Annotated in this window: 17 protein-coding genes; 10 read left to right on the top strand and 7 right to left on the bottom strand. The window is 72.7% G+C overall.

From position 1 onward, the window contains the following. Window positions 1-2: 2 nt before the first annotated feature. The 4 genes from ACFXPL_RS19190 to ACFXPL_RS19205 all read left to right on the top strand — a co-directional run bounded on the left by ACFXPL_RS19190 (window position 3) and on the right by ACFXPL_RS19205 (window position 5,661). On the top strand, window positions 3-623 hold the full coding sequence (locus ACFXPL_RS19190) for a hypothetical protein (RefSeq protein ID WP_384920428.1): 621 nt from the start codon (window positions 3-5) through the stop codon (window positions 621-623). Window positions 624-753: 130 nt separating this feature from the next. Then, window positions 754-3,519: a Tat pathway signal sequence domain protein gene (locus tag ACFXPL_RS19195; protein ID WP_384920431.1), complete on the top strand. Its 2,766-nt coding sequence runs from the start codon at window positions 754-756 to the stop codon at window positions 3,517-3,519. Between the two features lie 13 nt (window positions 3,520-3,532). Continuing rightward, window positions 3,533-4,621: a rhamnogalacturonan acetylesterase gene (locus ACFXPL_RS19200; RefSeq protein ID WP_384920434.1), complete on the top strand. Its 1,089-nt coding sequence runs from the start codon at window positions 3,533-3,535 to the stop codon at window positions 4,619-4,621. A 125-nt stretch (window positions 4,622-4,746) separates the two neighbouring features. Further along, on the top strand, window positions 4,747-5,661 hold the full coding sequence (locus tag ACFXPL_RS19205; protein WP_384920518.1) for an SDR family oxidoreductase: 915 nt from the start codon (window positions 4,747-4,749) through the stop codon (window positions 5,659-5,661). 22 nt (window positions 5,662-5,683) lie between these two features. Here the strand turns inward: ACFXPL_RS19205 and ACFXPL_RS19210 are convergent, their stop codons facing one another. Continuing rightward, on the bottom strand, window positions 5,684-6,277 hold the full coding sequence (locus ACFXPL_RS19210; protein WP_384920437.1) for a TetR/AcrR family transcriptional regulator: 594 nt from the start codon (window positions 6,275-6,277) through the stop codon (window positions 5,684-5,686). A gap of 130 nt (window positions 6,278-6,407) precedes the next feature. Between ACFXPL_RS19210 and ACFXPL_RS19215 the strand changes: the two genes are divergently transcribed. After that, the gene (locus ACFXPL_RS19215) at window positions 6,408-7,223 is read left to right on the top strand and encodes an SDR family NAD(P)-dependent oxidoreductase (protein WP_384920440.1); all 816 of its coding nucleotides are present in this window, start codon (window positions 6,408-6,410) and stop codon (window positions 7,221-7,223) included. Between the two features lie 4 nt (window positions 7,224-7,227). On the opposite strand, the gene ACFXPL_RS19220 is transcribed toward ACFXPL_RS19215, so the two are convergent. Next, window positions 7,228-7,911 (bottom strand): response regulator, encoded by a 684-nt coding sequence (locus ACFXPL_RS19220; RefSeq protein ID WP_384920521.1) that lies wholly within the window; start codon window positions 7,909-7,911, stop codon window positions 7,228-7,230. A 289-nt stretch (window positions 7,912-8,200) separates the two neighbouring features. Between ACFXPL_RS19220 and ACFXPL_RS19225 the strand changes: the two genes are divergently transcribed. The 4 genes from ACFXPL_RS19225 to ACFXPL_RS19240 all read left to right on the top strand — a co-directional run bounded on the left by ACFXPL_RS19225 (window position 8,201) and on the right by ACFXPL_RS19240 (window position 12,401). Then, window positions 8,201-9,184: a Bug family tripartite tricarboxylate transporter substrate binding protein gene (locus tag ACFXPL_RS19225; protein WP_384920443.1), complete on the top strand. Its 984-nt coding sequence runs from the start codon at window positions 8,201-8,203 to the stop codon at window positions 9,182-9,184. Then, the gene (locus tag ACFXPL_RS19230) at window positions 9,181-9,747 is read left to right on the top strand and encodes a tripartite tricarboxylate transporter TctB family protein (RefSeq protein WP_384920446.1); all 567 of its coding nucleotides are present in this window, start codon (window positions 9,181-9,183) and stop codon (window positions 9,745-9,747) included. Before ACFXPL_RS19225 ends, ACFXPL_RS19230 begins: the two co-directional genes overlap by 4 nt. 3 nt (window positions 9,748-9,750) lie before the next feature. Then, window positions 9,751-11,253 (top strand): tripartite tricarboxylate transporter permease, encoded by a 1,503-nt coding sequence (locus ACFXPL_RS19235; RefSeq protein ID WP_384920449.1) that lies wholly within the window; start codon window positions 9,751-9,753, stop codon window positions 11,251-11,253. A 62-nt stretch (window positions 11,254-11,315) separates the two neighbouring features. Beyond that, window positions 11,316-12,401, top strand: a complete 1,086-nt coding sequence (locus ACFXPL_RS19240; RefSeq protein WP_384920451.1) for a methyltransferase domain-containing protein — start codon at window positions 11,316-11,318, stop codon at window positions 12,399-12,401. 8 nt (window positions 12,402-12,409) lie between these two features. On the opposite strand, the gene ACFXPL_RS19245 is transcribed toward ACFXPL_RS19240, so the two are convergent. Beyond that, a complete protein-coding gene (locus tag ACFXPL_RS19245; RefSeq protein WP_384920454.1) occupies window positions 12,410-13,345 on the bottom strand; it encodes a GNAT family N-acetyltransferase in 936 nt (311 codons plus the stop codon). A 116-nt stretch (window positions 13,346-13,461) separates the two neighbouring features. Here ACFXPL_RS19245 and ACFXPL_RS19250 point away from each other — a divergent pair, with 116 nt between their 5' ends. Beyond that, window positions 13,462-13,836, top strand: a complete 375-nt coding sequence (locus ACFXPL_RS19250) for a GntR family transcriptional regulator (protein WP_384920457.1) — start codon at window positions 13,462-13,464, stop codon at window positions 13,834-13,836. A gap of 191 nt (window positions 13,837-14,027) precedes the next feature. Here the strand turns inward: ACFXPL_RS19250 and ACFXPL_RS19255 are convergent, their stop codons facing one another. The 4 genes from ACFXPL_RS19255 to ACFXPL_RS19270 form a co-directional block, all read right to left on the bottom strand. Next, window positions 14,028-15,137 (bottom strand): DUF5925 domain-containing protein, encoded by a 1,110-nt coding sequence (locus ACFXPL_RS19255; protein ID WP_384920460.1) that lies wholly within the window; start codon window positions 15,135-15,137, stop codon window positions 14,028-14,030. A gap of 103 nt (window positions 15,138-15,240) precedes the next feature. Then, window positions 15,241-16,050 carry a polysaccharide deacetylase family protein gene (locus ACFXPL_RS19260; protein WP_384920524.1) on the bottom strand — a complete coding sequence of 270 codons (810 nt, stop codon included), beginning with the start codon at window positions 16,048-16,050 and terminating at the stop codon, window positions 15,241-15,243. Window positions 16,051-16,166: 116 nt separating this feature from the next. Further along, entirely contained in the window at window positions 16,167-17,243 is a 1,077-nt protein-coding gene (locus ACFXPL_RS19265; protein ID WP_384920463.1) for a glycosyltransferase family 2 protein, read from the bottom strand. Next, on the bottom strand, window positions 17,240-18,070 hold the full coding sequence (locus ACFXPL_RS19270; RefSeq protein WP_384920527.1) for a glycosyltransferase family 2 protein: 831 nt from the start codon (window positions 18,068-18,070) through the stop codon (window positions 17,240-17,242). The genes ACFXPL_RS19265 and ACFXPL_RS19270 overlap by 4 nt, the downstream gene beginning before the upstream one ends. Between the last annotated feature and the right edge of the window lie 381 nt (window positions 18,071-18,451).

Raw genomic sequence — 18,451 nt, forward strand, 5'->3', positions numbered from 1 at the left:
CGATGAGCCAGACCGCCAACCTCGCCGAGGCCAGGGCCGAGCGGCGCCGTGCGGCCCGGCAGGACTCCTCCTTCCTGCGGGCGTTCACCGTGTTCGCCGAGGCCCTGCTCACCGGCGTGTGGATCGCGCTGGCCTCGCTGCCCCTGCTCACCTTCCCCGCGGCGTTCGCCGCCGGCGCCGCGCATCTGCGCCGGACGCTGGACCACGAGGTCGCCACCTGGCGGGAGTTCCTGGCGGACCTGCGCTCCGCCGCCCGGCGCGGCTGGCTCGTCGGGGCGGCCGGCTGGGCGGCCCTCTGGCTGCTCCGGGCGGACCTCACCGTCGTACGGGCCGGGCTGCCCGGCGGCGCCTTCGCCGGCACGGTCGGGGTGCTCGCCTTCCTCGGCGTGTGCGTCGCCGGGCTGCGGGCCGCCGCGTGCTGGCGGCCCGGGGCGTCGTGGCGGATTCTGCTGCGTGCGGCGGCCCGCCGCACGGTCGCGGACCCCGCCGGGTCGCTGCTGCTGGTCTGCGGTCTCGCCGTCGTACCGGCCTCGGCGTGGTTCGCCACCCCACTGGCGGCGCCCGCGCTCGGCGTGGTGGCGGCCTCGGCGCTGGCCGTGGAGCGCCGCCACCGTACCGACTGACGCTCCGCCGTACCGAGTGACGCTCCGCCGCATCCGGGCCCGCACCCGCGCCCGGCCGTCGCGGGGCGCGCCTCCTTTCATGTCATGTGCATGTAAATGCTTGCAGGTAAATACCGAGGAAGGGTTGCCGATGTCACCGATCCCCCGCAGGTCCCTGCTCAAGGCCGCCGCCGTCGCGGGCGCGGCCACGCAGTTCAGTTGGGCGCTCGGCCGGGACCAGGCCCAGGCCGCCGACGCCACCACCGCCGCGGCCGACGCCCCCGTCACGGTCCGCTGGCTGGAGGACGAGGGCCCCGGGGCCGCGCCCGGCTCCACCTTCGGCGTGCCGTGGCCCCGCGGCGCCCACCCCGCCGGTACGGCGTTCGCCCTGGCCACCGGGGACGGCGAGGCCGTCCCGGTACAGACCTGGCCCACCGCCCACTGGCCCGACGGCTCCCTCAAGTGGACGGCCCACGCCGTCGGCATCGAGTCCACGGGCACCGGCGCGGTCGCCGCCGCCGAGAGCTTCACCCTCACCGCCGGCCGGCCCGCCGCCCCCGCGAAGAGGGTCACCGTCACCGAGACCCGGCGGAAGATCACCGTGGACACCGGTGTCGTCAAGGTGGTCATCCGCAGGGACGGCGACCAGCTCGTCGAGTCCCTGACCCGGGGCGCCACCCGGATCGCCACCGACGGCCGCCTCGTGTTGCTGCGCCAGGGTGAACTCGACGAGGACGACGCGGGCAGCGCCAAGTGGGAGCGGTTCGACGGCGAGATCGGCGGCGCCGAGGTCGAACAGGACGGTCCCGTCAGGGCGGTGGTCCGCATCGACGGCAAACACCGCCGAGGCAGTCGCAGTTGGCTTCCCTTCAGTGTCCGGCTCTACTTCTATGCCAACGCCGACTCCTTCCGGATGGTCCACACCATCACCTATGACGGCGAGCAGACCCCGGGCCGCGCGAAGGGCGACTTCATCCGCGGCCTCGGTGTCCGCTTCTCCGTACCGATGCGCGACGCCGCCTACGACCGCCACATCCGGATCGCCGGCGAGGACAAGGGCTTCCTCACCGAAGCCGTCCAGGGCATCACCGGACTGCGCCGCGACCCCGGCGCCGCCGTCAGGGCCGCGCAGGTCAAGGGCGAGAAGCTGGCCGACCCCGCGACCTGGGACCAGCGGGTCACCACCCGCCTCCAGTACATTCCCACGTGGGGCGACTACACCCTCTCCCAGCTCTCCGCCGACGGCTTCACCCTGCGCAAGCGCACCAAGCCGGGCCACGGCTGGATCACGGCGGGCGGCGGCGGCCGGGCGTCGGGCTTCGGCTACGTCGGCGGGGCGAGCGGCGGACTCTCCTTCGGGCTACGCGACTTCTGGCAGAAGCACCCCGCGCAGCTCGACATCCGGGGCGCGGCGGGCGACGAGGCCGAGGTCACCCTCTGGCTCTGGTCGCCCGAGGCCCGCCCCATGGACCTGCGCTTCTACCACGACGGCATGGGTCAGGACACCTACCCGGAACAGATCGAGGGCCTCAACATCACGTACGAGGACCACGAGCCCGGGTTCGGCACCCCGTACGGCATCGCCCGCACCAGCGAGCTGATGTTCTGGGCCAACGCGGCCACCCCCACCGCCGCCGAACTCGTCGCCCAGTCCCAGGCCGTACGCACCCCGCCACAGCTCGCGACGACCGCCGAAGTCCTCAGCGGGGCAGGCGTGTTCGGCGGACTGTTCGCCCCTGTCGACCGCTCGGTCCCCGCGAAGGCGAAGATCGAGGACCAGCTCGACTTCCTCTTCACCTACTACCAGGAGCAGGTCGAGCAGCGCCGCTGGTACGGCTTCTGGGACTACGGCGACTTCATGCACAGCTACGACGAGAACCGCCACCAGTGGCGGTACGACGTCGGCGGCTACGCCTGGGACAACTCCGAACTCTCGCCCGACCTCTGGCTCTGGTACGCCTATCTGCGCTCCGGCCGCGCCGACATCTTCCGCTTCGCCGAGGCGCTGACCCGGCACACCGGCGAGGTCGACGTCTACCACCTCGGCCAGTGGGCCGGCCTCGGTACCCGCCACGGCGTACAGCACTACGCGGACAGCGCCAAGCAGCAGCGCATCTCCACCGCCGTCTACCGGCGCCCGTACTACTACCTCACGGCGGACGAACGGGTCGGCGACCTGATGCGCGCGCAGGTCGACTCCGACGAGACCTTCCTCGTCCTCGACCCCATCCGCAAGATCCGCACCGAGCCGTACGAACCGGACCGCAACGCCCTGTCGATCGGCTTCGGCACCGACTGGAGCGGGCTCGCGGCGGGCTGGCTCACGGAGTGGGAACGCGGGGGCCCGCAGGCCGCCAAGGCCGAGGCACGGCTGCGCTCCACCATGGAGACGATCGCCGCGCAGCCCAACGGCTTCGTCCAGGGCTCGGGGCTCTACGACCTGGACACCGGGAAGTTCGCGGTCTCCGCCACACCCGTGGTCAGCGTCTCCCACCTCTCCTCGATGTTCGGCCTGGTCGAGATGTGCGCGGAGCTGATCGGCCTCATCGACCTCCCGGCGTTCGAGGACGCCTGGCTGGACTACTGCCGCTACTTCAACGCGACCAAGGCCGAACAGCGCGAACGGTACGGCTCCGACTTCGGCAGCCTGCTCCTCTTCCAGGGGCACTCGCGCCAGGACGCCTACGCGGCGGCCCGGTCCGGCGACGAGGAGCTGGCGGCGCGCGCCTGGCAGAAGTTCTACGACAGCGACGCGTACACCTCGGCGATGGTCTGGGACAAGAAGCGCATCGAGGGCCCGGACGTGCTCGAACCGGGCTGGGAGAACCTGCGGATCAACAGCAACGAGACAGCCCTCTTCGGGCTGGCCGCGATCCAGAACCTGGCGCTGGTGGGCGACAGCATCCCGAAGAAGTAGGGGGAAGCGCACCATGGAACAGGAACAGGAACAGGGACGCGAGCGAGCGGGGAGGCGCGGCGTCCTCGCCCGGCACACCGGGGCGGTGGTGCTGGCGGCCCTCACGGCGGCGACGGCCCTGTCGTCCCCGGCGCACGCCCGCCCGCAGCGCCTGCCCGCCGGGTGCGCGGGCACCGCCCCGGTGGTCTGCCACCTCGACGTGGCGCCGGGTACGTACGAGGTGTCGGCCCTGCTCGGCGGCGCCACGGCGGGCTCCACCGGCGTCTCGGCGGAGACCCGCCGTACGATGCTGGCCGAGACGGCGACCGCGGCGGGGCGGACCGTACGGCGCGGCTTCACCGTCAACGTACGCGAGCCCGAGGGCGAACCCACGGGCCCGGCCGGCAGCCCCGGTCTCGACCTGCGCTTCGACGGCGCGGCGCCCCTCCTGGCGGGACTCCGGGTCACCCCGGCGCCCCGCACGCCCCAGCTCTTCCTGGCCGGTGACTCGACGGTCTGCGACCAGGCGGGCGAACCGTACACGGGATGGGGCCAGCAGCTCCCGCAGTACCTCCGCAGTGGTATCTCCGTCGCCAACTACTCCGATTCGGGGGAGGGTTCGCAGTCCTTCCTGGACACGCCCGCGCTCTTCCCAGCCGTCGAGTCCCGGGTGGGCCGCGGCGACCTGGTGCTCATCCAGCTCGCGCACAACGACAAACAGACCTCGGCCGACGTCTACCGCGCCAACCTCACGGCGATGACCGACCGGGTACGGGCGCGCGGCGGCCGGCCCGTCCTGGTCACCCCGATCGTCCGCCGCTGGTTCAACGCCGACGGAACGCTCGACAACGGCACGGCCCTGAACGTGAACGGCCTGGGCGTCGACCTCCCGGCCGAGATGCGCGCGCTCGCCAGGGACCGGCACCTCCCCCTCGTCGACCTCACGGCGCTCACCAAGCACCGGGTGGAGGAACTGGGCCCCGAGCCGTCCAAGGCGCTCTTCCTCTACGACGAGAAGCGCGACAACACGCACACCTCGGTCAGGGGAGCCACGGAGTTCTCCTCCCTGGTCCTCGGAGAGTTGCGCGCGCGGCGGCTGATCCCGGGCCGGGTGGTGCGCTGACCACTGCCGTCCTGATCCACCGCGCGCATACCCGACAGAAGGTGTCGGGTATGCGCGCCATCATCGTGCTGACGCCGTTCGCGGAGGCGTCGGCACGGCAGATGGACGGACACGGAAGGACGCACATGTCAGTAACGCTGGACGGCAAGGTCGCTCTCGTCGCGGGAGCGACCCGGGGAGCGGGCCGGGGCATCGCGGTCGAACTCGGCGCGGCCGGTGCCACGGTCTACGTGACCGGCCGCAGCACCCGGAAGCAACGCTCGGAGTACGACCGCCCCGAGACCATCGAGGACACCGCCGACCTGGTCACCGAGGCGGGAGGCCACGGCATCGCCGTCCCGACCGACCATCTGGATCCCTCCCAGGTCCGCGCCCTGGTGGACCGTATCGCCACCGAACAGGGCCGGCTCGACCTGCTCGTCAACGACATCTGGGGCGGCGAAGCCCTCTTCGAGTGGGAGGTTCCCGTATGGGAACACGACCTCGACAAGGGGCTGCGGCTGCTCCGGCTCGCGGTGGAGACCCACGCGATCACCAGCCACCACGCCCTTCCCCTCCTCCTGCGGAACGAGGGCGGACTGGTGGTCGAGATGACCGACGGCACCGCCGAGTACAACCGCGACACCTACCGGAACTCCTTCTTCTACGACCTCGCCAAGGCCGCCGTCCTCCGGATGGCCTTCTCGCTGGGCCACGAGCTGGGATCACGCGGCGGTACGGCGGTTGCCCTGACGCCCGGGTGGATGCGTTCGGAGATCATGCTGGACCAGTTCGGTGTGGCCGAGGAGACGTGGCGCGACGCGCTGGAGAGCGAACCGCACTTCTGCGTCTCCGAGACCCCGCGCTACGTCGGACGGGCCGTGACCGCCCTGACCGCCGACCCCCGGGTGGGCCGGTGGAACGGACAGTCCCTGTCGAGCGGTCAACTCGCGCGGGTCTACGGCTTCACGGACGTCGACGGCAGCCGGCCGGACGCCTGGCGCTACCTCGTCGAGGTGCAGGACGCCGGCAAGCCCGCCGACGCGAGCGGATACCGCTGAGCGGACCCGTACGCCCTGGCCGTCAGGCGCCGCCGATCATGGCGCGCACCACCGAGTCGACCAGGGCGTCGGCCTGTCCGGGGGTGGGATCCCCGAGCCGGCCGTCGAGCAGGAGCAGGCTGAGCCCGTGCACGAGGGCCCAGACGCCGATCTTGAGGGTGTCGCGGTGCTCGGGAGCGGCGAGCGGGGCGATCCGCGCGGTCACGACGGCCTGCGCCGCGTCGGAGGCGGCGATCACCTCAGGCCCGCCGACGCACGGATTCCCGAACATCAGGCGGAAGAGGCCGGGGTGGTCGAGGGCGTAGCGCACGGCGGCGCGCGCCATCGGCGCCATCGCCTGCCCGAGGTCCGCCGGGGTGCTGCCGCCCTCCGCGCTTCCGGCCGCCTCCAGGCGCTCCCCGAGTTCGGCGAAACCGTGCGCGGCCAGCGCCGCGAGCAGCGCGTCCTTGTCCCGGTAGTGGCGGTAGGGGGCGTTGGCGGAGACACCTGCGTGCCGGGCCACCGCACGCAGGGACAGCGCGTCCACGCCGTCGACGTCCAGCAGGCCCAGCGCGGACCGCAGCAGGGCGTCCCGCAGATCACCGTGGTGGTAGCTCCGCCGTTCCAATGTTGACACTGTCCACTTCCTTGCGTGATTGTTGACGCCGTACACATTGTGCGCCGCTTCCCGCGGCGCGTTTCCCATGCCCTCGCCGATCACCCCTCACCGATCTCCGTATCCCTGACCGAAGGATCCCGCCCAGCGCATGTACACCTACCGCGGCACCACCACCCTGGTCACCGGAGCGTCCAAAGGGCTCGGCAGGGCCTACGCGCGGGAGCTCGGCCGACGGGGCTCGCATCTGGTCCTCGTGGCCCGCTCCGCCCCGGCGCTCGACCGGCTCGCCGCCGAGATCCGCACGGAACACCAGGTGGAGGTCCAGGTGATCGGCGCGGACCTCGCGGACCCGGCCGCCGTCACGGCCCTCGTCGACGCACTGCGCGCCCGGGGCACCGGCGTCGATCTCCTGCTGAACAACGCGGGGATGGGGTCCATCGGCCCCTTCTTCGACCGGCCCTTCGACCAGAGCCTGCGGTCGGTCGAGGTCAACATCACCGGTCTGATGCGGATGACCCGCCTGATCGGCGAGGACATGCTCGCGCGCGGTTCGGGCGGGATCATCAACGTCGGATCGACCGCCGCCTTCCAGCCCATGCCGTACCAGGCGAGTTACGCCGCGACCAAGGCGTTCGTCCTCTTCTTCACCGAGGCCCTCGCGGTGGAACTGCGGTCCACCGGGGTGCGCGTCATGGCCGCCCATCCCGGCGCGACCGACACCGGCTTCTTCGACCGCACCACCGCCGTCATGGACCCCCGGGTGACGGACGCCCCCGAGGCGGTCGCCGCGAAGACACTGGACGACTTCGCGCGCGGCAGGGCGGCCTCGTACCCCGGCCGGGCACTCCACCGCGCGTCCACCTGGGCCGCGCGCCTGCTGCCCCGTACGACCGTCACCGGCCTCGTCGCGCGCGTCAACCGCACCGCGGGCTTCCACGACGTCCAGGACACGATCGCCGGCTGATCCCTCACCCCGTCCAGCGGTAGCGGCGCTCCGGGCGCCCCGTACCGCCGTAACGGAGCGAGATCTCCGCGCGCCCCGTGGTCGCGAAGTACTCCAGATAGCGGCGGGCGCTCACCCGGGACAGGGTTCCCGCCGCGGCGCACTCCGCGGCGGAGAGCCCCGCGGTGTTCTCCCGCAGGACGCGTTCCACCAGCTCCGCCGTGTGCGCGGCCAGGCCCTTCGGGAGGCCGCGGCTGCCCGGCGGGCGGGTGCCGAAGATGTGGTCGACGTCCTCCTGGCGCGCCTCGCCCAGACCGGCCAGCCGGCTCCGCAGGGACGCCACGTGCCGAAGCTGCTCCTGGAGCGCCGTCCGGTGGAACGGCTTGATCAGATAGTGCAGCGCGCCCGCGCGCAGCGCCGCGCGGATCAGCTCCGCGTCCCGCGCCGCCGTGATGAACAGCGCGTCGACACTGACGGCCCGGCCTTCCCGCTCCTCGGCGGCGCGCAACTCCCGCAGGACCGCGATCCCGTCCATGTCGGGCAGGTAGATGTCGAGCAGCACCAGATCGGGCCGGAGCCGTTCGGCCGCGCGCAGCGCCTCGGCGCCGCTGTGCGCCACGCCGACGACCGTAAAGCCGTCCATCGCGGACACATAGCGGCTGTGCAGCTTGGCGACCATGAAGTCGTCGTCCACCACCAGCACTTTCATCACGCGCACACGCCAGGGTCTGCTCCGGGTTTCCCCGCGGCGTCGCGAAGCCTGGTGCGCACGCTCGCGGCGTTGCCGAAACGCGCACGTAGCTCCGCTACGAGGACGCTCCAGCGCCTTGCGGTCGCACGCACCTGACACCGCTCCTTCTCCCATGGGGAAACCCGGAACAGACCCTAAGCCGCGACCACAACGACCACAACGTCCGTTGATTCCGGAAGAGAGACAGCTTGTTAACGCACAGGCAACATGTGGCCCACTTCACACCACCTTCCGAAGGGCGGCACACGTGCGATTGCGCACCCCCCTGGCCCTGCTCGGGTCGGCACTCCTGGTGCTGGTGGGGCCACCGCTGCTCACCTCGGGCAGTGGTACCGACACCGGTACGCAGATACCCGGCCTGCGTTTCATGGTCCCCAACACCCCCGGCGGCGGTTACGACATCACGGCCCGCACGATGGCCAAGAACGCCGAGGACGCCGAACTCACCCACAACATCGAGGTGTTCAACCTGCCCGGCGCGGGCGGCACCGTAGGGCTCACCCGGCTCGTCGGCGAGCACGGCAACGGCAAGCTCGCCCTGTCCATGGGCCTCGGGGTCGTCGGCGCCGTCCACACCAACAAGTCGCCCAAGACCCTCGCCGACACCACTCCGATCGCCCGGATCACCGAGGAGTCGGACATCGTCGTCGTCTCCAAGGACTCCCCGTACCGGACCCTGGACGACCTGGTCACGGCGTGGAAGGCCGACCCCGCCAAGGTCCCGGTCGGCGGCGGCTCCTCGCCCGGCGGGCCCGACCACCTTGCCCCGATGCTGATGGCGAAGGCCGCCGGCATCCCGCCGAAGACCGTCAACTACGTGCCGTTCGACGGTGGTGGCGAACTCCTCGCCTCCATCCTCGGCAACAAGGTCGCCTTCGGGGTCTCCGGCGTCGGCGAATACCTCGACCAGATCGAGTCCGGGGAACTGCGGCTCCTCGCCGTCACCGGACCCGAGCGGCTGCCAGGACTGGACGCCCCCACGCTCCGCGAGGCCGGCCTCGACACCGACTTCACCAACTGGCGCGGCATCGTCGCCCCGCCCGGCCTCTCCGGCGCCGAACGCGCCAAGCTGCTCGCCTTCTTCGAGAAGCTGCACGACTCGCCCCAGTGGCGGGAATCGCTCAAGAAGAACGGCTGGGCCGACGCCTTCCTCACCGGCGACGCGTTCGGTGACTTCCTCGCGAAGGAAGACCGGCGCGTCGACTCCGTTCTCAAGGAGCTGGGACTGTGACACCGCCGACCGAAACCCCTGACACCCCCAGCACCCCTGACACCGCGGCCCCGGCAGGGCCCCGCGACGCCCGCTCCTGGCTCCGCGAACACTCCGAGATCGGCGTCGGCCTGCTGCTGCTCGCCCTCGGCGTCCTCGTCCTCACCGACGCCCTCACCATGACCGTCGACCTCACCCAGCGCGGCCCCGTCGGCCCGAAGACCGTCCCCGTCGTCGTCGGCACCGGACTGCTCGTCGTCGCCGTACTCCTCACCCTCGACGTACTGCGCGGCGGCCGGGGCGAGGCCGAGGGCGGCGAGGACGTCGACCTCGCCGCACCCGGCGACTGGCGGACCGTCCTGCTGCTCGCGGGGGTCTTCCTCGCCAACGCCGTCCTCATCGGCCCGCTCGGCTTCCCCATCTCGGGCGCCCTGCTCTTCTGGGGCTCGGCGTACGCGCTGGGCAGCCGCCACTACGACCGCGACCCGCTGATCGCCGCAGGCCTCTCGCTCCTCACCTACTTCGTCTTCAACAACCTGCTCGGTGTCCCCCTCCCCGGTGGCCCGCTGATGGGGGTGGCGTAACCGATGGACTCCCTCAACTCCCTCATCGACGGCTTCGGCACGGCACTCACGCCGATGAACCTGCTCTGGGCCGCGATCGGTGTGCTGCTCGGCACCGCGATCGGCGTCCTGCCCGGCATCGGCCCCGCCATGGCGGTCGCGCTGCTGCTCCCGGTGACGTACGGGCTCGAACCGACCGGCGCGTTCATCATGTTCGCCGGGATCTACTACGGCGCGATGTTCGGCGGCTCCACCACCTCCATCCTGCTCAACACCCCGGGGGAGAGCGCCGCCGTCGTGGCGGCGATCGAAGGCAACCCCATGGCCAAGGCGGGCCGCGGGGCCCAGGCGCTCGCCGCGGCGGCCGGCGGGCACTTCGCCGGCGGCATGATCGGCACGATCCTGCTGGTCGTCCTCGCCCCGACCGTCGCCTCGCTCGCCGTCGACATCGGCGCCCCCGACTACTTCGCGATCATGGTGCTCGCCTTCATCGCCGTGACGTCCGTCCTCGGCTCCTCCCGGATCCGCGGCCTCGCCTCCCTCCTCATCGGCCTCACGCTCGGACTGGTCGGGCTCGACCAGATGACCGGCCAGCAGCGGCTCACCTTCGGCACGCTCCAACTCGCCGACGGCATCGACGTGGTGATCGTCGCGGTCGGGCTCTTCGCGATCGGCGAGGCCCTGTGGGTCGCCGCCCATCTGCGCCGCACCTCGGGCGAGGCGATCCCGGTCGGCCGTCCCTGGCTGGCGAAGAAGGACCTCCGCCGCACCTGGCGGCCGTGGCTGCGCGGACCGCTCATCGGCTTCCCGTTCGGCGCGATCCCGGCGGGCGGCGCGGAGATCCCCACCTTCCTCTCCTACGTCACCGAGAAGCGGCTCTCGAAGCACAAGGACGAGTTCGGCAAGGGCGCCATCGAAGGCGTGGCGGGCCCCGAGTCGGCCGCCTCCGCCTCGGCGGCCGGCACGCTGGTCTCGATGCTCACCCTCGGCCTGCCCACGACGGCCGTCGCCGCCGTGATGCTCGCCGCTTTCCAGCAGTACGGCATCCAGCCGGGCCCGCTGCTCTTCGAACGCGAACCCGACCTGGTCTGGGGGCTGATCGCCTCCCTCTTCGTCGGCATGGTGCTGCTGCTCGCGCTCAACCTGCCGCTCGCCCCGGTCTGGGCCAAACTCCTGCGCATCCCGCGCCCGTACCTCTACGCGGGGATCCTCTTCTTCGCGGCGGTCGGCGCGTACGCGGTCGGCGGCGAGGCCCTCGACCTGGTCATCCTGCTGATCATCGGCCTGATCGGTTTCGGGATGCGCCGGTACGGCCTGCCCGTACTGCCCGCGGTCATCGGCGTCATCCTGGGCCCGGCCGCCGAACAGCAGTTGCGGCGCGCGCTCCAGATCAGCGACGGAAGCGCGACCGGGCTGGTCAACACCCCGTTCTCGGTAACGGTGTACGCGGTGATCGTGCTGCTCCTGGCCTGGCCGGGCATCCGGAAGCTGATCGCGCTGCGGCGCGGCCCGCGCGCGGAGGGGTAGGCCCCGAGGCGGCGGGTGGCGGCGGCGGACCCGTTGTCAGTGGTGGCTGGCACCATCGGAACATGACCACGACCGACTGGGACGCCGCCGCCGACACCTTCGACCAGGAGCCCGACCACGGGCTCCTGGACCCCGCCGTGCGCGCCGCCTGGGCGGCCAGGATGGCGCGGTGGCTGCCCGCCACGCCGTCCCAGGTGCTCGACCTCGGATGCGGTACGGGGAGCCTCGCCCTGCTCGCCGCCGAGCGGGGACACCGGGTGACGGCCGTCGATCTCTCCCCGCGGATGACGGCCCTCGCCGGCGCCAAGCTGGCCGGCACCGACGCGGAGGTCCTGACCGGCGACGCGGCCCGGCCGCCGGTGGGGGAGCGGCGCTTCGACGTGGTGCTGGCCCGTCATGTGCTCTGGCTGCTGCCCGATCCCGAGGAGACCCTGCGGCACTGGACATCGCTGCTGCGGCCCGGGGGCCGGCTCGTCCTGGTCGAGGGGGTCTGGTCCGGGACCGGCCTGCCCGCCGCACGCCTGACCACGGCCCTGGCCGCGCTCACCGGACGCGTCCGGTACGAACGGCTCTCCGCGGACCCCGCGCTCTGGGGCCGCCCGGTCGACGACGAGCGGTACGCGCTGATCGCGACGCCCGCGCCGGCCGGCCGGCACCGCGAAGTGGTCGACGTCCATCTCGTCCTGCGCCGGGGCGACGAGGTGCTGCTCGCCCGCAGGGCCGGGACGGGGTACGCGGACGGGCTGCTCAACTGCCCTTCCGGCCATGTGGAGTCCGGCGAGGATGTCCGTACGGCCATGATCCGGGAGGCGGCCGAGGAGATCGGCGTCGCGCTCGGCCCCGACGATCTGCGGGTCGCGCTGGTCATGCAGCACCGTGGGCCGGGGGGCGCGCCGCGGATCGGGTGGTTCTTCGAGGCGGCGTACGGTGCGGGCGGCGAGCCGTACAACCGGGAGCCGGAGAAGTGCTCCGGCCTTTCCTGGCACCCCCTGTCCGGGCTCCCGGACGACCTGGTCGCGTACTGCAGGGCGGGGCTCGACGCCTACCGCGAGGGCGAGCGCTTCGTTCTGCACTGGCACGAGGACGACGACCCGATCGCCCACACCACGGAGACCGACCGCTCCGTCGTGCTGCCCGCGACGCGCTGAGAGGGGAGTCAGACCGGGGGCCGGACCAGGTCGCGGACGTGGCGTACCTCGGACGCGCAGATCTCGTAGCCGAACCACCGGTTCACGGCCAGCATCGGGCCGTTGCCCGCGTCGTTCGCGGTGAACGCCTCCCGGTATCCGGCCGCACGGGCGCGCCGCAGCGAGTCCGTCTTGGCGAGTTTCGCCAGGCCGCGGCCCCGGAAGGCGCGCCGCGTGCCGGTCATGGCCGTCAGATAGCGCGTGGCGCCGTCGGTGTGAGCGGCCGTGAACGCGGCGACCCGGCCGTCCACCTCCACCACCGTCGTCAGTTCGCGGTCCAGACACGGATGGTTCCAGGTGTGATTCAGCCAGTCCTCGTAGTCGTCCATGTCCATGCTGATGTCGCCCGGCTCGTCGGCCGTCACCTCCGCGTCCGCGTCGAACAGCGGGCGGGGATCGGCCGCGTACGCCGCCGCGGTGCGCAGCACCACCCCCGAGGGGAGCTCGGCCGGCAGCTCGGGCAGGGCGCCCGCGGCCAGATCGAGACGCTGGAAGTGCGCCGGGCGCTTCGGGAGGTACCCGTGGCGCTCGGCGAAGGCGAGGCTGGACGGCTCGTCCAGCGCCCAGGAGTAGACGCTGGTCGCGCCGTTGGCCGCGAGATGTTCCTCGGCGGTACGGAGGATCAGCGACCCCGCGCCCCGCCCCCGCCGCCCGGGAAGGACCTGCGGGGTGACCGAGGACTGACCCGGCACCTCGCTGTCGTACGCGATCCCGACATGCGCCGTTCCGATCATCTCCCCGTCCTCCTCGGCCACCAGGAGGCGGTACTTCTTGGCCGGATTGGCGGTCGCCACCTCGAAGAGGACGGCCTCCTCGGTCACGATGAGGAACGGAACGCAGGCACGGCGCAGCGCGACGACGGCCGCGGCGTCCTCGGTGCGGAAATCACGGACAGTCACAGTCATGGTGTGCGACCCTACGTGCGTCCGCCGCCGGTCCGCCTCTTCTTTTTCCCGTCGCGTTCCGGCCAGCTCTGCCGCGTGTCACACGGCGCCCACGGCTCGTGGGGGAGAATCGCTCCGTGACGTTGAAGATCGTGATCGACCCGGCCTCCGTGACCGCTCCGTACGAACAACTGCGTACCCAGATCTCCGCGAAGGCCCGCTCAGGTCTGCTGCCGGTCGGGTACAAGCTCCCCACCGTACGGGGGCTCGCCGAGGAGCTGGGACTGGCCGCCAATACCGTCGCCAAGGCCTACCGCGCGCTGGAGACGGACGGGGTCATCGAGACCCGCGGCAGGAACGGTACGTTCGTCGCCGCGGCCGGCGAGGCCGCCGACCGTGAGGCCGCGTCGGCCGCCCGCGCGTACGCGGAGCGTGCCCGGCGGCTCGGGCTCGGCAGGGGCGCCGCGCTCGCCGCGGCCGAGGAAGCCGTACGGGCCGTTTACGCGAAGTGACCGCGCCGGCGGGCCTCCGGGGCCCGGCAGGTCTCCGGGCCCCGGTGGCTACGCGGGGGCCCCGACGGGCGCGCAGGCCTCGGTGGCTACGCGGCCCCCGCGGGTGCGCGGGCCCCGACAGGTACGCGGTCCCTGGCGGGTACGCGGGCCCAGGCGAGCGTCCCGGCCCTGGCTCCGGCCCCGGCCTCGGTTCACAGGTACAGGCCCGCCTCCTGGCCCGTGTGCTGGGCCGGCACCGACGCCGGGCCCGTGCCCCGGCGCAGCGCGTACAGCTCCGCCAGCGTGGCGCCTTCCCTGCCCACCGACGCCTGCCCTTCGCCGTCCTCCCCGCCCAGCCAGGAAATCGCCTCCGCGCGGGTCAGCGAGCCGACCTCGATCCTCGCCAGACAGCGGCCGGGACGGACCACCGCCGGATGCAGCCGCTCCAGATCCTCGTTGGTCGTCACCCCCACCAGGACGTTCCTGCCCTGCCCGAGCAGACCGTCCGTCAGATTGAGCAGCCGCGACAGTGCCTGGCCCGCCGTGTGTTTGGCCTCGCCGCGGATCAGCTCGTCGCAGTCCTCCAGGAGCAGCAGCCGCCACCGGCCCTTGGCCGAGCCGTCGTCCTCGCCGATCGCGATGTCCATCAGATAGCCGACGTCGTTGAAGAGCCGCTCCGGGTCCAGCACGCAGTCGACCTGGCACCAGTCGCGCCACGAACGGGCCAGCGTGCGCAGCGCGGAGGTCTTGCCGGTGCCCGGCGGGCCGTGCAACAGCAGCAGCCGGCCCGCGATGTCGTCCGGCGTCACCTTCATCAGCCGGTCCATCGCCTCGGCCACCGGCGCGGTGTAGTTGGGCCTGACCTCGTCCCACGTACCCGCGGAGATCTGCCGCGTCGTACGGTGCGGGCCGCGCCGCGGCGAGACGTACCAGAACCCCATCGTCACGTTCTCGGGCTGCGGCTCCGGATCGTCGCGCGCGCCGTCCGTGGCCTGCCGGTGGATCTCCTCCGCCAGCTCGGCGCTGACGGCGGTCACCGTCACGTCGGCGCCACGGTTCCAGCGGGACACCAGCAGTGTCCAGCCGTCGCCCTCGGCGAGGGTCGCGCTCCGGTCGTCGTCGCGGGCGAGACGCAGCACGGTGGCACCGGGCGGCAGCAGGCCCGCGCCCGGCTTGACCCGGTCGATGGTGGAGCTGTGGGAGTACGGCTGCTCGCCCGTAGCGAAGCGGCCGAGGAACAGCGCGTCGACCACATCCGAGGGCGAATCGCTGTCGTCGACGGTGAGCCGGATCGGCAGGGCGTCCTGAGGCTTGGGGGACATGTCGCCCATGATCCGGCACGGGGACGGCCACCGCACGGTGTTTTGGCCCCTGCCCCCTCCGGCGCGTCGCCCGCTGACGGCGGAGCGCGGCGCCGCGTCCGGGTCACCCGGTGTCCGCCACGCCACCCCCGTACCGTCCGCCGCGCACCGCCCCGCGCGCCACGGCCACGGCCCGGCGGGCGCGCCGCACCAGTGCGTAGCCCCGGGTCAGCGCCCGGTCCCCGGCGAAGGCGCGGGCGAGCCCCCGGCCCTCCACCAGTCGGCCGAACTCCTCGACCCCGGTGGTCCGCCGTACGGTCACCCGCCGCAGCGCGTACGGGCCCTGGCCCCGGCGCGCCGTCGTGTTGCCCACGGCCAGCGCCTGGCTGAACCCGGCCGTGCGGACGGCGTGGCGCACCCGCCGGCTGGAGTAGCCGTACGGATAGGCGAAGGAGACGGGCTCCGCGCCCAGTTCCTCGGCCAGGATCTCCCGGCAGCGCCCGGTCTCGAAGCGCAGCCGCCCGTCGTCGAGCTGGTCGAGCTGCGGATGGGTGTGGCTGTGACCACCGATCTCCGTGCCCGCGGCGGCCAGTTCCCGTACCTGGTCCCAGTCGAGCATGGTGTCCAGCGCGCCCCCCTCGTCGTACGCACCGCGCAGCCACGCCGTCGAGACGAAGAGCGTCGCCGCGAAGGAGCGCTCGGCGAGGACGGGGAGCGCGTGCCGGTGCACCCCCGCGTACCCGTCGTCGAACGTGATCAGCACGGGGCGCTCCGGCAGCGGCTTCCCGGTGCGCCAGGCGTCGGCGAGCCGCGCCGTGGTGACCGGGGTGAAGCCGCGCGCGCCGAGCAGCGCCATCTGCGCCGTGAACGCCTCGGGCGTGACGGAGAGCGCGCGGGTGGCGGGCGCGGGCCGGTGCGCGACGGCGTGGTACATCAGGATCGGCACGGCGCCGCCGACACCGCCGCCGCCCGCGCACCCGTCCGCGTCCGGTGCGGCCGAGGGGCCGGAGGGGCCCGGTGCGCGTCGCGCCGGCCCCCTCCCTCCCGTCGTCATACGGCCGCCTCCCACCGGCCGCGCGACTCCTCCCGCCCGCCGGGACCGCTCCGTACGATCGGGCCCGACGCGAACGCCACGTCCCCGCCCCGGGTACGGAAGCGGCCCACCAGATAGCCGGCCGTCGTCAGGGCCGTCCCGGCCACGATCGCCCCGGCGCGGCCCAGCCCGGCCGGCCGGCCCCGTACCGCGTCGCGCAGGCCGCGCGCGACGCCCACCGGAAGCACGCGGGTGGTGTAACGGCGCTCGGACGCGAGCCCCTTGTCCGCCCCCACGCTCCTGGCGACCAGCGCCTTCGACAGGCCTTCGGCGTACGTCCGCGTACGGAAGTAGCCGAACCGTTCGCGGGCCGCGGGGACCCGGTGGTGGATGACCGCGCGGTCGTCGATCAGCAGCACCGCGTCCGGTACGGCCTCGGTGAGCCGGATGCACAGCTCCGTCTCCTCGCAGCCGAGCGGCCGCTTGTCGCCGTCGCGCCCGATGCCCGTCGCGAACCCCCCTGCCGTGTCGAACGCGGTACGCCGGAACGACGCGTTGCCGCCGAGGACGTTGCGTACCCGTACCACCCCCTGCGGCAGCCCCCGGTACGTACAGCCGACGACCCAGTCGAACTCCTCGGGGAACCAGGCGGGTCTGCCTCCCGAGGCCCACGCGGGCATCGTCCGTCCGCCCACGGCCAGGATCCGCGGATCGTCCCCGTACGTCTCGTCGAAGCGGCGCAGCCAGTCGCGCTCGGCCACCGCGTCGTCGTCGAGGAACGCCACGAACGCGCCGCGGGCCGCGGCGATCCCGGTGTTGCGGCCCGCGGAGAGCCCGCGCGGGCCCGCGTTGGCGAGCACCCGCACCTCGCCGCGCGCGGTGTGTTCCGCGTACCGGGCGGCGAGCCGCGCCAGCAGGGCCGGGTTGTGGTCGACCACGAGCAGCGTCTCCAGGGCGGGCAGGGACTGCCCGGCCACCGAGTCGACCGCCGCGAGGATGTCCTCCCAGCGGTCCTCGGTGTAGACGCAGACGACCACCGTGAACGGCCGGTGACGTGAAGGCGCCGTGTTCCCGTGCGCCGGACGTCCGGTCACGACGCTTCCCCGCGCGGCCCCGCCGGGACGCTGATCCGCAGGGCGACCGGCCGGCGGCGGGTCGAGCGGGGCACGCCCCGTTCGCGCAGGATCACCTTCAGGACGCGCAGGCCGTCCCGGACGGCTCTGAGGTTGCTGACCCCGTGGATCCGGTCGTACTCGTGGCTCGGGATCTCCTGCACCTTCAGCCCGGCCTTGACGACCCGGATGTTCATCAGGGTCTCCACCTCGAAGCCGGTGCAGTCGAGCGTGATCTCGTCCAGGCAGTGGCGCCAGAAGGCGTTGTAGCCGTAGCAGAGGTCGGTGTAGCGGGCGCCGAACTTGGCGTTGACGACGGCGCAGAGCACCCGGTTGCCGAGCTTGCGGATCGCCGTCATGTCGTCCGTACCGCCGCCGTTGGCGAACCGCGAGCCCTTGGCGAAGTCGGCGCCGGAGACCAGGGCCGACACGTAGGAGACGATCTCCTGACCGTCGGCCGAGCCGTCCGCGTCGACCATCACGATGATGTCGCCGGTGCACGCGGCGAACCCGCTGATCAGGGCGTCCCCCTTGCCCTTGCCGCGCTGGGCGACGACCTTGACGTCCGGCCGTAACGCGCGGGCGACCTCGACCGTGCCGTCGGTGGAGTCACCGTCCACCAGGACGACTTCGTGGATCCACTCGGGCAGGGTCCTGAAGACGTACGGAAGGTTCTGTGCCTCGTTCATCGCCGGTATCACCACACTCACCGGCGGAGTGATCGCGAGGTGCGAGGAGATCGGCCGGTACGCCGGCAGCTCCTGGCCCTGCCGGCCGATGTCCTGCCGGCCGATGTCCTGCCGGCCGATGTCCTGATGGTCCGTGCCTTGAAGGTCCGTGCCGTGATGGTCCGTGGCTTGAAGGTCGGTCGTGGTCTGTGCCGGAAGGTCCAACGGATCGTCGCCCGGTATCGCCGGGCGCAGAAAAGCGCTCACGGGTCTCATTCCCTCTCGTCCGGTGGGCCGCCCACCCCCGGGCGGCCGCGCTGTGTTTCCGGTTCGAAAGGGGGGTTCTCACCCCGCCGTGACGGCATGGCACATGAACATGGAACTCCGTGCCGGCCGGGTGAGCTGTGGAGCTGGTCGCGCGGCACGCGACTCGGCAGCGCGGAACGCGGTCACCGAGCGCGGCACCCCCCTACCGCGCCCCGCCCCGGGAGCCATCGCGACGCTTGAGCCCTCCCCTGGAGC

It is taken from the genome of Streptomyces sp. NPDC059092, from assembly GCF_042756365.1.
Taxonomy (GTDB): Bacteria; Actinomycetota; Actinomycetes; order Streptomycetales; family Streptomycetaceae; genus Streptomyces.

Bases quoted from the DNA above. Each gene is read 5' to 3' on its own strand.
- ACFXPL_RS19190 (WP_384920428.1), top strand. From the start codon at position 3: ATGAGCCAGACCGCCAACCTCGCCGAGGCCAGGGCCGAGCGGCGCCGT.
- ACFXPL_RS19195 (WP_384920431.1), top strand. From the start codon at position 754: ATGTCACCGATCCCCCGCAGGTCCCTGCTCAAGGCCGCCGCCGTCGCG.
- ACFXPL_RS19220 (WP_384920521.1), bottom strand. From the start codon at position 7,911: ATGAAAGTGCTGGTGGTGGACGACGACTTCATGGTCGCCAAGCTGCAC.
- ACFXPL_RS19245 (WP_384920454.1), bottom strand. From the start codon at position 13,345: ATGACTGTGACTGTCCGTGATTTCCGCACCGAGGACGCCGCGGCCGTC.
- ACFXPL_RS19240 (WP_384920451.1), top strand. From the start codon at position 11,316: ATGACCACGACCGACTGGGACGCCGCCGCCGACACCTTCGACCAGGAG.
- ACFXPL_RS19205 (WP_384920518.1), top strand. From the start codon at position 4,747: ATGTCAGTAACGCTGGACGGCAAGGTCGCTCTCGTCGCGGGAGCGACC.
- ACFXPL_RS19215 (WP_384920440.1), top strand. From the start codon at position 6,408: ATGTACACCTACCGCGGCACCACCACCCTGGTCACCGGAGCGTCCAAA.
- ACFXPL_RS19255 (WP_384920460.1), bottom strand. From the start codon at position 15,137: ATGTCCCCCAAGCCTCAGGACGCCCTGCCGATCCGGCTCACCGTCGAC.
- ACFXPL_RS19235 (WP_384920449.1), top strand. From the start codon at position 9,751: ATGGACTCCCTCAACTCCCTCATCGACGGCTTCGGCACGGCACTCACG.
- ACFXPL_RS19260 (WP_384920524.1), bottom strand. From the start codon at position 16,050: ATGTACCACGCCGTCGCGCACCGGCCCGCGCCCGCCACCCGCGCGCTC.
- ACFXPL_RS19200 (WP_384920434.1), top strand. From the start codon at position 3,533: ATGGAACAGGAACAGGAACAGGGACGCGAGCGAGCGGGGAGGCGCGGC.